Here is a 17,632-nt window from a genome sequence, read left to right on the forward strand (position 1 = left end):
TTCCCTTTTTTTCTATTCAGCGAAGATCCATCATTTGGTTCGTTTTCTGATAAAATTAGCCCCTTGCGCCCTTTTAGCGCACTATTTATGGCTAACCTTTTGAATAATTTAATTATGGCGAGAATACTCGCCGCGATAACGCTGCTGCTGAGTATCGCATTGACCATATTGGTCACGATTTTATGTTCCGTGCCAATCATCCTGGCCGGAGTTGTAAAACTGCTTTTGCCTATTCCTTTCGTCTGGCGCAAGGTATCCCTCTTTTGTAATTTCATGATGTACTGCTGGTGTGAAGGTCTGGCGCTATTGCTACACCTTAATCCACGACTGAAGTGGGATGTTGAGGGGCTAGAAGGTCTGAGCAAGAAGAATTGGTATCTGCTCATCTGTAATCACTACAGCTGGGCCGACATCGTTGTGCTTTGCGTTTTGTTTCGTAAGCATATCCCGATGAATAAATACTTTCTTAAGCAGCAGTTAGCCTGGGTGCCTTTTATTGGTCTGGCATGTTGGGCGCTGGATATGCCATTTATGAAACGCTATTCGCGCGGTTATTTGCTCCGTCACCCTGAACGACGTGGTAAAGATGTGGAAACAACACGTCTTTCTTGTGAGAAGTTTCGTGTGCATCCAACAACGATCGTGAATTTTGTCGAAGGCTCACGGTTCACCCACGAGAAATGCCAGCAGACCCGATCTCCCTATAAAAACCTGCTGCCACCTAAGGCTGCCGGTATTGCGATGGCGCTGAATGTCTTAGGATCGCAATTCGATAAGTTGCTGAACGTCACGCTGTGTTATCCGCAAAACAGCAGCCATCCTTTCTACGACATGCTGAGCGGTAAGTTAACGCGCATTGTAGTACGGGTGAATCTGGAGCCGGTGAAAGAGGAATTACACGGTGATTACGTCAACGATAAAGGGTTTAAGCGTCGGTTCCAGCTGTGGCTGAATACGCTCTGGGCCGAGAAAGATGCGCAAATAGATACGATTAAAGCCTCAACTAAAAAAGCCGGTCTCTGACCGGCTTTTTCGTTTACTTCTGGCCTACCAGATATTTCACGGTATCGGCATACTGCTGTACAAAGATATCCATGCTGCTGGTATCCATGCCTTGCGGATTCACCTGATATTTGCCATTCACAAACATCGCCGGAACCCCCTGCAGTTGCAGATCGGCAGCCGCTTTTTCCTGCTGCGCGACCAGTGATTTCACCACGAAGCTGTTCCATGCCGCATCATAGTCTTCACCTTTAATACCCGCATCAACAAATACTTTACGGATATCAGCGGTAGACTGGACGGTCTGAGTTTTCTGCACCGCTTCAAACAACGGTACTGTGACCTTATCTTCTACGCCCAGCGCCAGCGCAACCGCCCACGCCTGAGTCAGATCTTTGCCCAGAGGTCCCAAAAACTCAACGTGGTATTTGGTCATCTTGGTGCCTTCAGGCAGTTTTTTCTTCACGTTATCAGACACGTGAAGCACTTCTTCAAACTGGTAGCAATGCGGGCAGTAGAAGGAGAAGAACTCCAACACCTGCGGTTCACCCGCAATAGGCTTTTCCAGTGTGATGTACTGCTTACCATCCTGGAACTGCGCTGCCGATGCGCTAAAAGCTAAAACCATACCAGCCAGCGCCAGCCATATTTTTTTCATGTCCATGTCTCTCCGATTAATACATTGGCGTTAATTGTAAGGGGGGTTGTTGCAGAATTTTTGCCTGCTCAATAAAGGTCGCCGTCTGACGGTGCCAGTAATCTTCTCCGGTTAACCACGGGAAGTTTTTTGGAAACGCAGGATCATCCCAACGTCGAATCAGCCAGGCTAGATAATAAACTAAACGCATGGCGCGTAAAGGTTCTATGAGTCCTAATTCAGCGACGTCGAACTCAGTAAAATCTTCATAAGCCTCGATAATGGTTTCAAGCTGCATGCGCTGCTCGGCTTTATCACCATTAAGCAGCATCCATAAATCCTGAATGGCCGGGCCATTGCGGGCATCATCTAAATCGACAAACATCGGACCATCGCGCCACAGAATATTTCCGGCATGACAGTCACCGTGCAGGCGCAGAGTGTCAAAACGCGTATGCCACCGTTCGGTAACCACGGTGATAAGCGCATCCGTTGCTTTCAGAAATGCCGCTTTTTGCCCTGATGGAATAATCGATGCACTGTCGAAAAGTTTACGCGGTTCAATCAGATACTCGTCGAGGCCAATGGTCGGTCGAAAAGCAAAAGGCTGTTTTCGCCCGGTTTGATGCAGACGTCCGAGATAGCGGCCAACCGACTCCATTTGATCGATATTGTCGGCTTCAAACTGCCGACCTCCTACGCTGGGGAATATCGCATAGTGGAACCCTTGATGCCCCAGTAACGTCTGGCCATCAAACACCATCGGCGCCGCAACCGGCACGTCATCACGCACCAGTTCCAGTGCAAACTGATGTTCTTCCTGTATTTGATCGACGGACCAACGCTCAGGGCGGTAAAACTTTACGACAAAGCGTCGACGGTCTTCGTCCTGGAATTGGTAGACACGGTTTTCATAGCTGTTGAGCGGGGTAAGCCCGGAATCCACCCGGATCCCCTGCTCAAACAGCGCATCCATGATGGTATCCGGGTGTAGCGTTTGGAAAGTAAAAGCGTTGTTATTCATCCCATCATCCGGAAATTACTACGAATGATTCAGGATATCATTTCGCAGCACTTTCGGTGGCGGCGATTACAAGCTTTTACTCTTTAATTACGCCACGAGCGCGCAGCAATGCTGTTTTAAAGTCTTCTTCATAATCTTTCTGAATACCTGGGATCACCGCATCCTTCGCTGAGTCACGCATTTTCAGGTGATAGATCAGAATGTCATCAGTTAAATCCGCCAGTTCTCCGTCAAAACCTGACTCTTTCGCCAGTTTCTGTAAAAATTGCATCAGGTTAAGATCGGGTTCTTTCTGCCAGGCTGGCTGGAGGAGTTCAATAACTTCATTCAGACGTTTACATTTCATGGTTGTGCTCCTTACGCTTAATACAGATACGTTAGCAGGGTCAATCCCACATTAAAAGAGGCGATATCAGTGATTCTGGATAGTGCAATTACAGGGGTTGTCCTGGCGGGCGGTAAGGCCAGGCGGATGGGGGGTGCAGATAAAGGACTGCTTGAGCTAGACGGCAAACCTTTGTGGCGGCACGTCGCCGATGCGCTCGCCTTACAGGTCGAGACCGTCGTGGTTAATGCCAATCGCCATAAGGATATTTATCAGCAAAGTGGTCTGAAAGTTATCCCTGATTCATTACCTGATTTCCCTGGCCCGCTGGCCGGAATGCTGTCGGTATTTTTACAACTGGCAGGTGACTGGTTTTTATTCTGCCCCTGCGATATGCCCTATATTCCCCACAACCTGGTCGCAAGACTGGCAGAACAGCGCCAAAATGCGCCAGTGGTGTGGGTGCATGATGGGGAGCGGGATCACCCGACAATTGCGCTGATGCACAGAGCAATGCAGCCGTTACTGCAGGAGTATCTTCAGGCAGGTGAACGACGGGTGATGGTCTTTATGCGCCAGGCCGGCGGACACGCCATCGATTTTAGCGATCATAAAGATGCGTTTGTGAATGTGAACACACCTGAAGAATTGGCCAGATGGCAGGATAAATCATGATCCCATTGCTCGGTATTGCCGCATGGAGCGGCACAGGAAAAACCACACTGCTCAAAAAACTGATCCCGGAACTGTGCGCCAAAGGCATTCGTCCAGGATTAATTAAGCATACCCACCACAACATGGACGTCGATAAACCCGGCAAGGATAGCTATGAGTTACGTAAAGCTGGCGCAGCGCAAACACTGGTCGCCAGCCAGCAACGCTGGGCGTTAATGACGGAAACGCCGGCAGAACCTGAGTTAGATTTAGCCTATCTGGTGAGCCGAATGGATGCTACAACACTGGATTTGGTACTGGTTGAGGGTTTTAAACACGAACCTGTCGCCAAGATCCTGCTTTTTCGTGAAAATTGCGGGCATAGTGCACAAGAATTGACGATTGATGAGTATGTTGTTGCGGTTGCCAGTGATGTTCCACTTGAAGTGGATGTCCCACTTTTAGATATCAACGACGTACAACAAATTGCAGGGTTTGTTGTACAGTGGCTGGGACGTTAACCAACCGGTAATCTGCAAAATTGTGCCTGATGACTTTGCGCTTATCAGGCCTACCATTCCGGCAGCGAGCAAGCACGTCCCAAAAACACAGACGCAAAAAAGCCCATCCGTCAGGATGGGCTTCTTCACTTGTTTGATGCCTGGCAGTTTATGGCGGGCGTCCTGCCCGCCACCCTGCGGGCCGTTGCTTCGCAACGTTCAAATCCGCTCCCGGCGGATTTGTCCTACTCAGGAGAGCACTCACCGACAGACAACAGATAAAACAAAAGGCCCAGTCTTTCGACTGAGCCTTTTGTTTCTATTTGATGCCTGGCAGTTCCCTACTCTCGCATGGGGAGACCCCACACTACCATCGGCGCTACGGCGTTTCACTTCTGAGTTCGGCATGGGGTCAGGTGGGACCACCGCGCTACAGCCGCCAGGCAAATTCTGTTATCAGACCGCTTCTGCGTTCTGATTTTATCTGTATCAAGCTGAATTGATGTCTTTCTTTCGCCAAAACATCTTTGGCGTTGTAAGGTTAAGCCTCACGGTTCATTAGTATCGGTTAGCTCAATGTATCGCTACACTTACACACCCGACCTATCAACGTCGTAGTCTTCAACGTTCCTTCAGGACTCTCAAGGAGTCAGGGAGAACTCATCTCGGGGCAAGTTTCGTGCTTAGATGCTTTCAGCACTTATCTCTTCCGCATTTAGCTACCGGGCAATGCCATTGGCATGACAACCCGAACACCAGTGATGCGTCCACTCCGGTCCTCTCGTACTAGGAGCAGCCCCCCTCAATTCTCCAGCGCCCACGGCAGATAGGGACCGAACTGTCTCACGACGTTCTAAACCCAGCTCGCGTACCACTTTAAATGGCGAACAGCCATACCCTTGGGACCTACTTCAGCCCCAGGATGTGATGAGCCGACATCGAGGTGCCAAACACCGCCGTCGATATGAACTCTTGGGCGGTATCAGCCTGTTATCCCCGGAGTACCTTTTATCCGTTGAGCGATGGCCCTTCCATTCAGAACCACCGGATCACTAAGACCTGCTTTCGCACCTGCTCGAGCCGTCACTCTCGCAGTCAAGCTAGCTTATGCCTTTGCACTAACCTCCTGATGTCCGACCAGGATTAGCTAACCTTCGTGCTCCTCCGTTACTCTTTAGGAGGAGACCGCCCCAGTCAAACTACCCACCAGACACTGTCCGCAACCCGGATCACGGGTCTACGTTAGAACACCAGCCATTAAAGGGTGGTATTTCAAGGTTGGCTCCATGCAGACTGGCGTCCACACTTCAAAGCCTCCCACCTATCCTACACATCAAGGACCAGTGTTCAGTGTCAAGCTATAGTAAAGGTTCACGGGGTCTTTCCGTCTTGCCGCGGGTACACTGCATCTTCACAGCGAGTTCAATTTCACTGAGTCTCGGGTGGAGACAGCCTGGCCATCATTACGCCATTCGTGCAGGTCGGAACTTACCCGACAAGGAATTTCGCTACCTTAGGACCGTTATAGTTACGGCCGCCGTTTACCGGGGCTTCGATCAAGAGCTTCTCCTTACGGATAACCCCATCAATTAACCTTCCGGCACCGGGCAGGCGTCACACCGTATACGTCCACTTTCGTGTTTGCACAGTGCTGTGTTTTTAATAAACAGTTGCAGCCAGCTGGTATCTTCGACTGATTTCAGCTCCACGAGCAAGTCGCTTCACCTACCATCAGCGTGCCTTCTCCCGAAGTTACGGCACCATTTTGCCTAGTTCCTTCACCCGAGTTCTCTCAAGCGCCTTGGTATTCTCTACCTGACCACCTGTGTCGGTTTGGGGTACGATTTCGTGTTACCTGATGCTTAGAGGCTTTTCCTGGAAGCAGGGCATTTGTTACTTCAGCACCGTAGTGCCTCGTCATCACACCTCAGCGTTATACAGAAGTCCGGATTTACCTAAACTTCCCGCCTACATGCTTAAACCGGGACAACCGTCGCCCGGCTAACATAGCCTTCTCCGTCCCCCCTTCGCAGTAACACCAAGTACAGGAATATTAACCTGTTTCCCATCGACTACGCCTTTCGGCCTCGCCTTAGGGGTCGACTCACCCTGCCCCGATTAACGTTGGACAGGAACCCTTGGTCTTCCGGCGTGCGGGTTTTTCACCCGCATTATCGTTACTTATGTCAGCATTCGCACTTCTGATACCTCCAGCACCCCTCACAGGACACCTTCAACGGCTTACAGAACGCTCCCCTACCCAACAACACATAGTGTCGCTGCCGCAGCTTCGGTGCACAGTTTAGCCCCGTTACATCTTCCGCGCAGGCCGACTCGACCAGTGAGCTATTACGCTTTCTTTAAATGATGGCTGCTTCTAAGCCAACATCCTGGCTGTCTGTGCCTTCCCACATCGTTTCCCACTTAACTGTGACTTTGGGACCTTAGCTGGCGGTCTGGGTTGTTTCCCTCTTCACGACGGACGTTAGCACCCGCCGTGTGTCTCCCGTGATAACATTCTTCGGTATTCGTAGTTTGCATCGGGTTGGTAAGTCGGGATGACCCCCTAGCCGAAACAGTGCTCTACCCCCGAAGATGAGTTCACGAGGCGCTACCTAAATAGCTTTCGGGGAGAACCAGCTATCTCCCGGTTTGATTGGCCTTTCACCCCCAGCCACAAGTCATCCGCTAATTTTTCAACATTAGTCGGTTCGGTCCTCCAGTTAGTGTTACCCAACCTTCAACCTGCCCATGGCTAGATCACCGGGTTTCGGGTCTATACCCTGCAACTTAACGCCCAGTTAAGACTCGGTTTCCCTTCGGCTCCCCTATACGGTTAACCTTGCTACAGAATATAAGTCGCTGACCCATTATACAAAAGGTACGCAGTCACCCTGATAAATCAAGGCTCCCACTGCTTGTACGTACACGGTTTCAGGTTCTTTTTCACTCCCCTCGCCGGGGTTCTTTTCGCCTTTCCCTCACGGTACTGGTTCACTATCGGTCAGTCAGGAGTATTTAGCCTTGGAGGATGGTCCCCCCATATTCAGACAGGATACCACGTGTCCCGCCCTACTCTTCGAGTTCACAACACATGCGATTTTGTGTACGGGACTATCACCCTGTACCGTCGGACTTTCCAGACCGTTCCACTACCACACATGCTGATTCAGACTCTGGGCTGCTCCCCGTTCGCTCGCCGCTACTGGGGGAATCTCGGTTGATTTCTTTTCCTCGGGGTACTTAGATGTTTCAGTTCCCCCGGTTCGCTTCATTACGCTATGTATTCACGTAATGATAGTGTGTCGAAACACACTGGGTTTCCCCATTCGGAAATCGCCGGCTATAACGGTTCATATCACCTTACCGACGCTTATCGCAGATTAGCACGTCCTTCATCGCCTCTGACTGCCAGGGCATCCACCGTGTACGCTTAGTCGCTTAACCTCACAACCCGAAGATGTTTCGTAAAACACATCGTGTTGCGAAAATTTGAGAGACTCGAACACACCATTTATCTGTTCTTATTACGGAGAACAGACACAGTGTGTCGTTTCAATTTTCAGCTTGATCCAGATTTTTAAAGAGCAAAACTTCGCAGTGAACCTTTTCAGGTACACTCTGAAGTTTTCTTGTTTTTTTGCAGTAAAGGATGGTGGAGCTATGCGGGATCGAACCGCAGACCTCCTGCGTGCAAGGCAGGCGCTCTCCCAGCTGAGCTATAACCCCATCGTAATACTTCATCTCTGTACCGATAATTTGTCCTGAGACAAGGCGTGGAATGACGAAGCATACTGAAGTATGCGAGTCGTTTCACAACACAGTATCAGGGCAAATTTGGTAGGCCTGAGTGGACTTGAACCACCGACCTCACCCTTATCAGGGGTGCGCTCTAACCACCTGAGCTACAAGCCTGCAGAGATTTTTACTGCTAATTTTTCATCAGACAATCTGTGTGGACACTACAAAGAACGTTTCTTTAAGGTAAGGAGGTGATCCAACCGCAGGTTCCCCTACGGTTACCTTGTTACGACTTCACCCCAGTCATGAATCACAAAGTGGTAAGCGCCCTCCCGAAGGTTAAGCTACCTACTTCTTTTGCAACCCACTCCCATGGTGTGACGGGCGGTGTGTACAAGGCCCGGGAACGTATTCACCGTAGCATTCTGATCTACGATTACTAGCGATTCCGACTTCATGGAGTCGAGTTGCAGACTCCAATCCGGACTACGACATACTTTATGAGGTCCGCTTGCTCTCGCGAGGTCGCTTCTCTTTGTATATGCCATTGTAGCACGTGTGTAGCCCTACTCGTAAGGGCCATGATGACTTGACGTCATCCCCACCTTCCTCCAGTTTATCACTGGCAGTCTCCTTTGAGTTCCCGGCCGAACCGCTGGCAACAAAGGATAAGGGTTGCGCTCGTTGCGGGACTTAACCCAACATTTCACAACACGAGCTGACGACAGCCATGCAGCACCTGTCTCAGAGTTCCCGAAGGCACCAAAGCATCTCTGCTAAGTTCTCTGGATGTCAAGAGTAGGTAAGGTTCTTCGCGTTGCATCGAATTAAACCACATGCTCCACCGCTTGTGCGGGCCCCCGTCAATTCATTTGAGTTTTAACCTTGCGGCCGTACTCCCCAGGCGGTCGACTTAACGCGTTAGCTCCGGAAGCCACTCCTCAAGGGAACAACCTCCAAGTCGACATCGTTTACGGCGTGGACTACCAGGGTATCTAATCCTGTTTGCTCCCCACGCTTTCGCACCTGAGCGTCAGTCTTTGTCCAGGGGGCCGCCTTCGCCACCGGTATTCCTCCAGATCTCTACGCATTTCACCGCTACACCTGGAATTCTACCCCCCTCTACAAGACTCTAGCCTGCCAGTTTCGGATGCAGTTCCCAGGTTGAGCCCGGGGATTTCACATCCGACTTGACAGACCGCCTGCGTGCGCTTTACGCCCAGTAATTCCGATTAACGCTTGCACCCTCCGTATTACCGCGGCTGCTGGCACGGAGTTAGCCGGTGCTTCTTCTGCGAGTAACGTCAATGAATGCGGTTATTAACCACATCCCCTTCCTCCTCGCTGAAAGTACTTTACAACCCGAAGGCCTTCTTCATACACGCGGCATGGCTGCATCAGGCTTGCGCCCATTGTGCAATATTCCCCACTGCTGCCTCCCGTAGGAGTCTGGACCGTGTCTCAGTTCCAGTGTGGCTGGTCATCCTCTCAGACCAGCTAGGGATCGTCGCCTAGGTGAGCCGTTACCCCACCTACTAGCTAATCCCATCTGGGCACATCCGATGGCAAGAGGCCCGAAGGTCCCCCTCTTTGGTCTTGCGACATTATGCGGTATTAGCTACCGTTTCCAGTAGTTATCCCCCTCCATCGGGCAGTTTCCCAGACATTACTCACCCGTCCGCCACTCGTCACCCAAGGAGCAAGCTCCTCTGTGCTACCGTTCGACTTGCATGTGTTAGGCCTGCCGCCAGCGTTCAATCTGAGCCATGATCAAACTCTTCAATTTAAGTTTGATGCTCGTGAATTAAACTTCGTAATGAATTACGTATGTTCACTCAGAGACTTGGTATTCATTTTTCGTCTTGCGACGTTTAAGAATCCGTATCTTCGAGTGCCCACACAGATTGTCTGATAAATTGTTAAAGAGCAGTGCAACGCGGCTTTCGCTCACCGTTGCGAGGTCCCGTATAATACGTTTTCCTCATTCAGAGTCAAGCATTTAATTTCTGCTTTTCTCCGCGGGGTTCTCAGTGGAACCCCGCTGACCCGGCGGCTTGTAATCCGTTGTTCCGTGTCAGTGGAGGCGCATTATAGGGAGTTATTTCAGGCTGACAAGGGGAAATTTAAAATAATTTTCCGAGTGCGTATTTTTTATTCTTTACGTTTATTTTAACGACGCTTTGTTGGTTAATTGCGCTATTTCTCGCGCAAAACTCGCAACCTGTTCCCAATCGGTATAGACCACTTCTTTATTCGTATCCGTTTCGCCACCGGACATCTTCATAATCAGTTGGATCATGACGCGGTCATACCAACGATAGCGAGGATAAAGCAGTGCGCCAGCGATCACCGCGCTACGATCGGGTCGCCACGGCGAGCTCATCAGAAACTTGCGCGCATAGCTGTTGGTTTGCGGGGTACGTTTTTCCGGCTTACGGGCGACCAGATTAACGGAGTAGAACGCACTCGGCATCGCGTTCAGCCGCGTAGCGTGCTTCTTCACAAACGTCTGAAAAGCAGAATGGTAGTGACCGTAGCGAATCGAGGCACCGATCACCACGCTGTCATAGTGCTGCCAGTCAGGCTCTTCGGTGCGGTGCAGATTCATCACATCCGCCCAGATGCCCAACTCTTTGAGCTCAGAAGCCAGATACTCGGCGATTTCGCGCGTTTGTCCATCCCGGGAAGAAAAAAGAATCAGTGTTTTCACGTGTTACTCCATTATTCACGCCAGAAGGTAGGGGTAAAGAGTACCAGCAGAGTAAAGACCTCCAGACGACCAAACAGCATATTGGCAATCAGGATCCATTTCGCCACCGGGTTCATACTGGCAAAGTTGTCGGCAACCACACCCAGCCCTGGCCCCAGGTTATTCAGCGTCGCGACAACGGAAGCAAATGCAGAGAAGTCATCCACGCCGGTCGCGATAATCGCCAGCATACTGATAATAAAGACCAGCGCATAGGCCGAGAAGAATCCCCATACTGCTTCGAGGATACGTTCTGGCAGTGCACGGTTACCTAGCTTAATACTGTAAACCGCGTTCGGGTGGACCAGGCGCTTCAACTCACGGTTACCCTGCTTGAACAGCAGCAGAATACGAATCACCTTCAAGCCACCGCCCGTTGACCCGGCACAGCCACCAATAAAGGCAGAACACAGCAACAGCACGGGCAGGAACAACGGCCAGCGAGCAATACTGTCCGTGGTGAACCCCGCGGTGGTCGCCATCGACACCACCTGGAAAAAGGCCTGATTGATTGTCGTTAGCGCCGAACCGTAGGTATTGTGGATCCACAATACCAGCGTACAGATAGCCACCAGCGTCAGCTGTACCCCAATGAACATCCGAAATTCCGGATCGCGCCAATAGACCTTCAGACTACGCCCGCTTAATAAAGAGAAGTGCAGGCCATAGTTACACCCGGAGATCAGCAGGAAGATTGCAATAATTGTGTTGATAGTCGGACTATCGAAATAACCCACGCTGGCGTCATGCGTTGAAAAGCCGCCGATAGCAATGGTCGCAAAGCTGTGACCGATAGCGTCAAACGCAGGCATGCCGGCAAACCACAGCGCCAGCGCACAGGCCACTGTCAACAATACATAGATAAGCCACAGGGTTTTCGCCGTTTCGGCAATACGCGGACGCATTTTATTGTCTTTCAGCGGCCCTGGCATTTCTGCCCGGTAAAGCTGCATACCGCCGACGCCAAGAATAGGCAGAATAGCCACCGCCAGAACGATGATCCCCATCCCGCCAAACCATTGCAGCATTTGACGATAAAAGAGAATCGCATGTGGTAATGAATCCAGCCCCACCAGCGTGGTTGCGCCCGTCGTAGTTAAGCCGGAGAAGGATTCGAAAAACGCATCGGTGATCGTGAGGTTTGGACTTTCAGCAAAGATAAACGGTAGCGCACCCACGCTGCCCAGCACGGTCCAGAACAAGACCACGATAAGAAACCCTTCGCGGGATTTCAGTTCGCCCTTTTCTTTACGGTTCGGCCACCACAGCATGGAGCCAATCGCCAGCGCGACAAAGAAAGTTTGCGTAAATGCACGACCCGCCCCATCACGGTAGATGAGCGCTACCAGTCCGGGGATGATCATTGTCCCCGAGAATAAAATGACCAGTAGTCCAACGATTCGGGTAATGGCGCGAAAATGCATCTCTGCCGCTTCCTTAGTTCTTTAAAATGAGGTGGGGATTATTCTTTAATCGCTAACAATTGCAATGAACCTCGACTAAAATCCGCCAGCCTTGCTGAAAATTCATTCACTTTCGTGTAAGGAAGCGCTACCCGTAGCTGAACGAATGCCTGGTAATCACTGGTTATGATTTTACCGTCGAACTGCCCCAACAGTGCTTCAATACCTGCCAGTTGGCCGTACTCACACTGCAAAGTATATTCGGTAAGCGGCGTCTTGCGCTGCGTTGTTAATTGCCGCAATGCCTGGCTCACCCCACCACCGTAGGCTTTGACCAGTCCACCTGTACCGAGAAGAATACCGCCGTAGTAGCGCACCACCACCGCGGTAATCTCGCCGACGCCACTGCCCATTAGCTGCGCAAGCATCGGTTTACCTGCCGTCCCCGCCGGTTCGCCGTCGTCCGAAAAGCCCAGCTGTTGCGAGTCATCCGGTGCACCCGCTACCCACGCCGCGCAATGGTGGCGGGCGTCCGGATGCTCTGCCCTGACTGACTCGACAAACGCTTTTGCCGCCTCTACGCCGTCCGTGTGGGCGAGCAACGTAATGAAGCGGCTTTTTTTGATCTCTTCAACGACGCTAACCGGCGCCGCAGGGATTAACCAACTGTCCATTACGCCAGTTTCAAATCCCGGGTCATGTTTTCGATATGATTCTCATGGACGACCACGTTGTCTTCAATACGAATACCACCGAACGGCTTCAGCGCGTCAATCTTCTGCCAGTTGAAGTGTTTGCTGAATTGCCCTTCACGCCACGGCGCTAACAGGGATTCGATAAAGTAAATGCCCGGCTCAATGGTCAGGACCATACCCGGTTGCAGCACGCGAGTGCAGCGCAGGTACGGATACTTCGACGGTGCGGCAAGATGCGTACCGCTGTCATCCTGCATAAAACCAGCGACATCATGCACCTGTAATCCCAGCGGGTGACCAATACCGTGCGGCATAAACGGCCCGGTAAGATCGTTTTCCACCATCGCCTCTTCACTCATATCGGTGATGATTTGATGTTTACGCAGCAGCTTCGCGATGCGCTGATGGAACTGAATGTGATAATCCACATAGTTGACACCCGCTTTCATGGTTGCAATCAGCGCCAGTTCTTCTTCGTTAACGTCTTTCACCAACTGTGCATAGTCGTTGTCGCTTTTCGCCGACCAGGTCCGCGTCAGGTCTGCCGCATAGCCGTTATATTCCGCCCCGGCGTCCAGCAGGAAGCTGCGGAATTCTGATGGCGGTTGATGATCCAGCTTGGTGTAATGCAGTACAGAGGCATGTTCGTTAAGCGCGACGATGTTGCTGTAAGGCACGTCGGTATCGCGATGCCCCGTGGCTGTCAGGTACGCCAGGTTGATGTCGAACTCGCTCATCCCTGAACGGAACGCTTCTTCGGCTGCACGGTGTCCACTTACCGCCATTTTCTGCGCTTCGCGCATGCAGGTCAGCTCGTAATCGGTTTTATACGCACGGTAATAGTGAAGATAGTCGATCACCCCTTTCGGGTTGATGTTGCTGGCAGCAATGTCCAGCTGCAGCGCACGTTCCGGTACCGGGCCGATGTACCCGATATTGCCGCGGGCAGCAGGCAACTGGCTACCAATACCGTCGGCTTTTGGCAACGCAATAATTTCAACTTCTTCGGTCCAGAAAGAGGTCGGCAGCGGCTCAACGTTGTGCCAGTAATCCACCGGCAGGTAGAACCACAACTTAGGCTTATTAACGCCATCCACCAGCAACCAGCAGTTGGGAACCTGCGTGACGGGTACCCAGGCTTTAAACTGCGGATTGACCTTGAACGGATACGGATGGTCGTCGAGAAAAACGTTAACCAGCTCACCGGAGTGAATAAGTAACGCATCCAGCTTAAAACGCGCCAGCGCATCGCGGGTCCGTTCCTGTAAGGTAACAATATGATTTTTATAGAGTGCGGCCAGTGATTCCATTATTTACCCTTCTGTTTTTTTGACCTCAAGTCTCCGCATCTTAGCACATCGTCCTGTGACTGCGTGATTTCTGCCGAGCGTGATCGGCCCGTCATTTCTTTAATCATTCATTTGCATTTTATTAACATAAAACACACACTTCGATTCATCTGGTATGACCAGATCACCTTGCGGATTCAGGAGACTGACATGCTTTACAAAGGCGACACCCTGTACCTCGACTGGCTGGAAGATGGCATCGCCGAACTGGTGTTCGATGCCCCTGGCTCAGTCAATAAACTCGACACGGCAACCGTAGCCAGCCTTGGCCATGCGCTGGATGTGCTGGAGAAACAACATGATTTAAAAGGGCTGCTGCTGCGTTCTAACAAAGCAGCCTTTATTGTCGGTGCCGATATCACCGAATTCCTTTCACTGTTCCTTGTTCCTGAAGAACAGTTAAGCCAGTGGCTGCACTTTGCCAACAGCGTCTTTAATCGCCTGGAAGATCTGCCTGTCCCAACCCTGTCTGCGGTCAACGGCTATGCGCTGGGTGGCGGCTGCGAGTGCGTCCTGGCGACCGACTACCGTCTGGCAACCCCGGACCTACGCATCGGTCTACCGGAAACCAAGCTGGGCATCATGCCGGGCTTTGGCGGTTCCGTGCGTATGCCACGCATGCTGGGCGCAGACAGCGCGCTGGAAATCATTGCCGCAGGTAAAGACGTCGGTGCCGAGCAGGCACTGAAAATCGGTTTGGTTGATGGCATTGTGAAGCAGGAAAAACTGCTCGAGGGCGCAATGGCGGTACTGCGTCAGGCAATCAACGGCGACCTCGACTGGCGGGCCAAACGCCAACCAAAACTGGAGCCGCTGAAACTCAGCAAAATTGAAGCGGCCATGAGCTTTACCATCGCCAAAGGCATGGTTGCGCAGACGGCAGGGAAACATTACCCAGCCCCGATCACCGCCGTGAAAACGATTGAAGCTGCCGCCCGCTTTGGTCGTGAAGAAGCGCTGAACCTGGAAAACCAAAGTTTTGTCCCGCTGGCGCACACCAACGAGGCGCGTGCGCTGGTCGGTATTTTCCTCAACGATCAGTACGTCAAAGCGAAAGCGAAAAAACTGACGAAGGATATTGAGACACCGAAGCAAGCCGCAGTTCTGGGCGCAGGCATTATGGGTGGCGGTATAGCCTACCAGTCTGCCTGGAAAGGCGTGCCGGTTATCATGAAAGATATCAACGATAAATCGCTGACGCTGGGCATGACCGAAGCCGCCAAGCTGCTGAATAAGCAACTTGAGCGCGGCAAGATCGACGGTCTGAAGATGGCGGGCGTGATTTCCACCATCCAACCAACCCTCGACTACACCGGCTTTGAGCGCGTGGACGTGGTGGTGGAAGCGGTTGTTGAAAATCCAAAAGTGAAAAAAGCGGTGCTTGCAGAGACCGAAGATAAAGTGCGCCCGGATACCGTGCTGGCGTCAAACACGTCTACCATTCCGATTAGCGAACTGGCCAGCGTTCTGAAGCGCCCGGAAAACTTCTGTGGCATGCACTTCTTTAACCCGGTGCACCGGATGCCGCTGGTTGAGATCATCCGCGGTGAGAAAAGCTCGGATGAAACCATCGCTAAAGTCGTCGCCTGGGCAAGCCTGATGGGCAAAACGCCGATTGTGGTCAACGACTGCCCTGGCTTCTTTGTAAACCGCGTGCTGTTCCCCTACTTCGCCGGTTTCAGCCAGTTACTGCGCGACGGCGCGGACTTCCGCAAAGTCGATAAGGTGATGGAGAAACAGTTCGGTTGGCCAATGGGTCCGGCGTATTTACTGGACGTAGTCGGTATTGATACTGCACATCACGCGCAGGCAGTGATGTCCGCAGGCTTCCCGCAGCGGATGCAGAAAGATTATCGCGACGCGATCGATGCCCTGTTCGATGCCAGCCGCTTTGGACAGAAAAATGGTCTCGGGTTCTGGCGTTATAAAGAAGACAGCAAAGGCAAGCCGAAGAAAGAAGAGGATGCTGCGGTCGATGGCCTGCTGGCAGACGTCAGCCAGCCGAAGCGCGATTTCAGTGATGACGAGATTATCGCCCGCATGATGATCCCGATGGTCAACGAAGTGGTGCGCTGCCTGGAAGAAGGCATCATTGCCAGCCCGGCGGAAGCCGATATGGCACTGGTTTACGGTCTCGGCTTCCCTCCGTTCCACGGCGGTGCGTTCCGCTGGCTGGATACGCTCGGCAGCGCCAAATACCTCGATATGGCGCAGCAATACCAGCACCTCGGCCCACTGTATGAGGTGCCGGAAGGATTGCGTAATAAAGCGCGTCATAACGAACCGTACTATCCCTCGGTTGAGCCTGCCCGCCCGGTTGGCGACCTGAAAACGGCTTAAGGAGTCACAATGGAACAGGTTGTAATTGTTGATGCGATCCGTACCCCGATGGGCCGTTCGAAAGGGGGCGCGTTCCGTCACGTGCGGGCAGAAGATCTCTCCGCACATTTAATGCGTAGCCTGCTGGCGCGGAATCCAGCGCTTGAGCCCGCGGCGCTCGATGACATTTACTGGGGTTGCGTACAACAGACGCTGGAGCAAGGGTTCAATATCGCCCGTAACGCCGCACTGCTGGCGGAAGTCCCACACTCCGTCCCGGCTGTCACCGTCAACCGCTTGTGCGGTTCATCCATGCAGGCCCTGCACGATGCGGCGCGCATGATTATGACCGGCGATGCTCAGGCTTGCCTGATTGGCGGCGTGGAGCATATGGGTCACGTGCCAATGAGCCACGGCGTAGATTTTCATCCGGGAATGAGCCGCAACGTGGCAAAAGCCGCGGGGATGATGGGCCTGACGGCGGAAATGCTCTCTCGTATGCACGGTATCAGCCGTGAAATGCAGGATGCCTTCGCCGCACGTTCACACGCTCGCGCCTGGGCTGCCACCCAGTCTGGCGCATTTAAAAATGAAATCATCCCGACTGGCGGTCACGATGCCGACGGCGTGTTGAAACAGTTTAACTACGACGAAGTGATCCGTCCGGAAACCACCCTCGAAGCGTTGTCTACCCTGCGTCCGGCGTTTGATCCGGTTAGCGGTACGGTCACTGCCGGTACCTCTTCCGCGCTTTCCGACGGTGCCGCTGCTATGTTGGTAATGAGCGAGGGCCGTGCCCGCGAACTGGGCCTGACGCCGCGCGCGCGCATTCGCTCAATGGCGGTGGTCGGTTGCGATCCGTCAATCATGGGTTACGGCCCGGTTCCAGCCTCAAAGTTGGCGCTGAAAAAAGCTCGGCTTTCCGTCAGTGACATCGGTTTGTTTGAAATGAACGAAGCCTTTGCTGCGCAGATCCTGCCATGCATTAAAGATCTGGGCTTGATGGAGCAGATTGACGAGAAGATCAACCTCAACGGCGGTGCGATCGCCCTGGGCCACCCGCTGGGATGTTCCGGTGCGCGTATCAGCACCACCCTGCTGAACCTGATGGAGCGTAAAGACGTGCAGTTTGGTCTGGCGACGATGTGTATTGGGTTGGGTCAGGGTATCGCTACGGTATTTGAGAGAGTGTAATCACAGAGTGCCGCATCTTGTAGGCCGGGCAAGCGAAGCG

At 52.3% G+C, this 17,632-nt stretch carries 12 protein-coding genes, 2 tRNA genes and 3 rRNA genes; 5 read left to right on the forward strand and 12 right to left on the reverse strand.

Annotated features, from left to right (window positions below; all coding sequences use genetic code 11):
* The first annotated feature begins 87 nt into the window (after window positions 1-87).
* Window positions 88-1,023, forward strand: a complete 936-nt coding sequence (locus tag IB214_RS23360; protein WP_117343630.1) for an acyltransferase — start codon at window positions 88-90, stop codon at window positions 1,021-1,023.
* Window positions 1,024-1,036: 13 nt separating this feature from the next.
* Here the strand turns inward: IB214_RS23360 and dsbA are convergent, their stop codons facing one another.
* The 3 genes from dsbA to IB214_RS23375 form a co-directional block, all read right to left on the reverse strand.
* A complete protein-coding gene (gene dsbA / locus IB214_RS23365) occupies window positions 1,037-1,660 on the reverse strand; it encodes a thiol:disulfide interchange protein DsbA (protein ID WP_096758891.1) in 624 nt (207 codons plus the stop codon).
* Window positions 1,661-1,676: 16 nt separating this feature from the next.
* Window positions 1,677-2,663 (reverse strand): serine/threonine protein kinase, encoded by a 987-nt coding sequence (locus tag IB214_RS23370; protein WP_117343629.1) that lies wholly within the window; start codon window positions 2,661-2,663, stop codon window positions 1,677-1,679.
* A 76-nt stretch (window positions 2,664-2,739) separates the two neighbouring features.
* Window positions 2,740-3,009 (reverse strand): YihD family protein, encoded by a 270-nt coding sequence (locus tag IB214_RS23375; protein WP_042325406.1) that lies wholly within the window; start codon window positions 3,007-3,009, stop codon window positions 2,740-2,742.
* A 69-nt stretch (window positions 3,010-3,078) separates the two neighbouring features.
* On the opposite strand from IB214_RS23375, the gene mobA reads away from it, so the two are divergent.
* Window positions 3,079-3,663 carry a molybdenum cofactor guanylyltransferase MobA gene (gene mobA, locus IB214_RS23380; RefSeq protein WP_117343628.1) on the forward strand — a complete coding sequence of 195 codons (585 nt, stop codon included), beginning with the start codon at window positions 3,079-3,081 and terminating at the stop codon, window positions 3,661-3,663.
* Window positions 3,660-4,163, forward strand: coding sequence for a molybdopterin-guanine dinucleotide biosynthesis protein MobB (mobB, locus tag IB214_RS23385; RefSeq protein ID WP_117343627.1), 504 nt, complete (start codon window positions 3,660-3,662; stop codon window positions 4,161-4,163). The genes mobA and mobB overlap by 4 nt, the downstream gene beginning before the upstream one ends.
* 307 nt (window positions 4,164-4,470) lie before the next feature.
* On the opposite strand, the gene rrf is transcribed toward mobB, so the two are convergent.
* From rrf to pepQ, 9 genes are all read right to left on the reverse strand, one after another.
* A 5S ribosomal RNA gene (rrf, locus tag IB214_RS23390) occupies window positions 4,471-4,586 on the reverse strand.
* Window positions 4,587-4,679: 93 nt separating this feature from the next.
* Window positions 4,680-7,589 (reverse strand): 23S ribosomal RNA (locus tag IB214_RS23395).
* Between the two features lie 206 nt (window positions 7,590-7,795).
* Window positions 7,796-7,871 (reverse strand) — tRNA-Ala (locus tag IB214_RS23400).
* A gap of 109 nt (window positions 7,872-7,980) precedes the next feature.
* A tRNA-Ile gene (locus IB214_RS23405) sits at window positions 7,981-8,057 on the reverse strand.
* A gap of 70 nt (window positions 8,058-8,127) precedes the next feature.
* Window positions 8,128-9,669, reverse strand: a 16S ribosomal RNA gene (locus IB214_RS23410).
* The 16S, 23S and 5S rRNA genes sit together here with 2 tRNA genes alongside, the layout of an rRNA operon.
* 378 nt (window positions 9,670-10,047) lie before the next feature.
* Entirely contained in the window at window positions 10,048-10,593 is a 546-nt protein-coding gene (gene hemG, locus IB214_RS23415; protein ID WP_096758895.1) for a menaquinone-dependent protoporphyrinogen IX dehydrogenase, read from the reverse strand.
* Window positions 10,594-10,604: 11 nt separating this feature from the next.
* Complete coding sequence (gene trkH, locus IB214_RS23420; RefSeq protein WP_115259827.1) at window positions 10,605-12,056, reverse strand: Trk system potassium transporter TrkH; 1,452 nt, start codon at window positions 12,054-12,056, stop codon at window positions 10,605-10,607.
* 38 nt (window positions 12,057-12,094) lie between these two features.
* Window positions 12,095-12,709 carry an IMPACT family protein gene (locus IB214_RS23425; protein WP_117343803.1) on the reverse strand — a complete coding sequence of 205 codons (615 nt, stop codon included), beginning with the start codon at window positions 12,707-12,709 and terminating at the stop codon, window positions 12,095-12,097.
* Window positions 12,709-14,040: a Xaa-Pro dipeptidase gene (pepQ, locus tag IB214_RS23430; protein ID WP_117343802.1), complete on the reverse strand. Its 1,332-nt coding sequence runs from the start codon at window positions 14,038-14,040 to the stop codon at window positions 12,709-12,711. Before pepQ ends, IB214_RS23425 begins: the two co-directional genes overlap by 1 nt.
* A 189-nt stretch (window positions 14,041-14,229) precedes the next feature.
* Here pepQ and fadB point away from each other — a divergent pair, with 189 nt between their 5' ends.
* Both fadB and fadA read left to right on the forward strand, forming a co-directional pair.
* Entirely contained in the window at window positions 14,230-16,419 is a 2,190-nt protein-coding gene (gene fadB / locus IB214_RS23435; protein WP_117343801.1) for a fatty acid oxidation complex subunit alpha FadB, read from the forward strand.
* Between the two features lie 9 nt (window positions 16,420-16,428).
* Window positions 16,429-17,592: an acetyl-CoA C-acyltransferase FadA gene (gene fadA, locus IB214_RS23440; protein WP_117343800.1), complete on the forward strand. Its 1,164-nt coding sequence runs from the start codon at window positions 16,429-16,431 to the stop codon at window positions 17,590-17,592.
* Window positions 17,593-17,632 lie beyond the last annotated feature (40 nt).

Origin of the sequence: Citrobacter sp. C1 (assembly GCF_014596895.2) — a bacterium.
Classification (GTDB): domain Bacteria; phylum Pseudomonadota; class Gammaproteobacteria; order Enterobacterales; family Enterobacteriaceae; genus Citrobacter; species Citrobacter gillenii.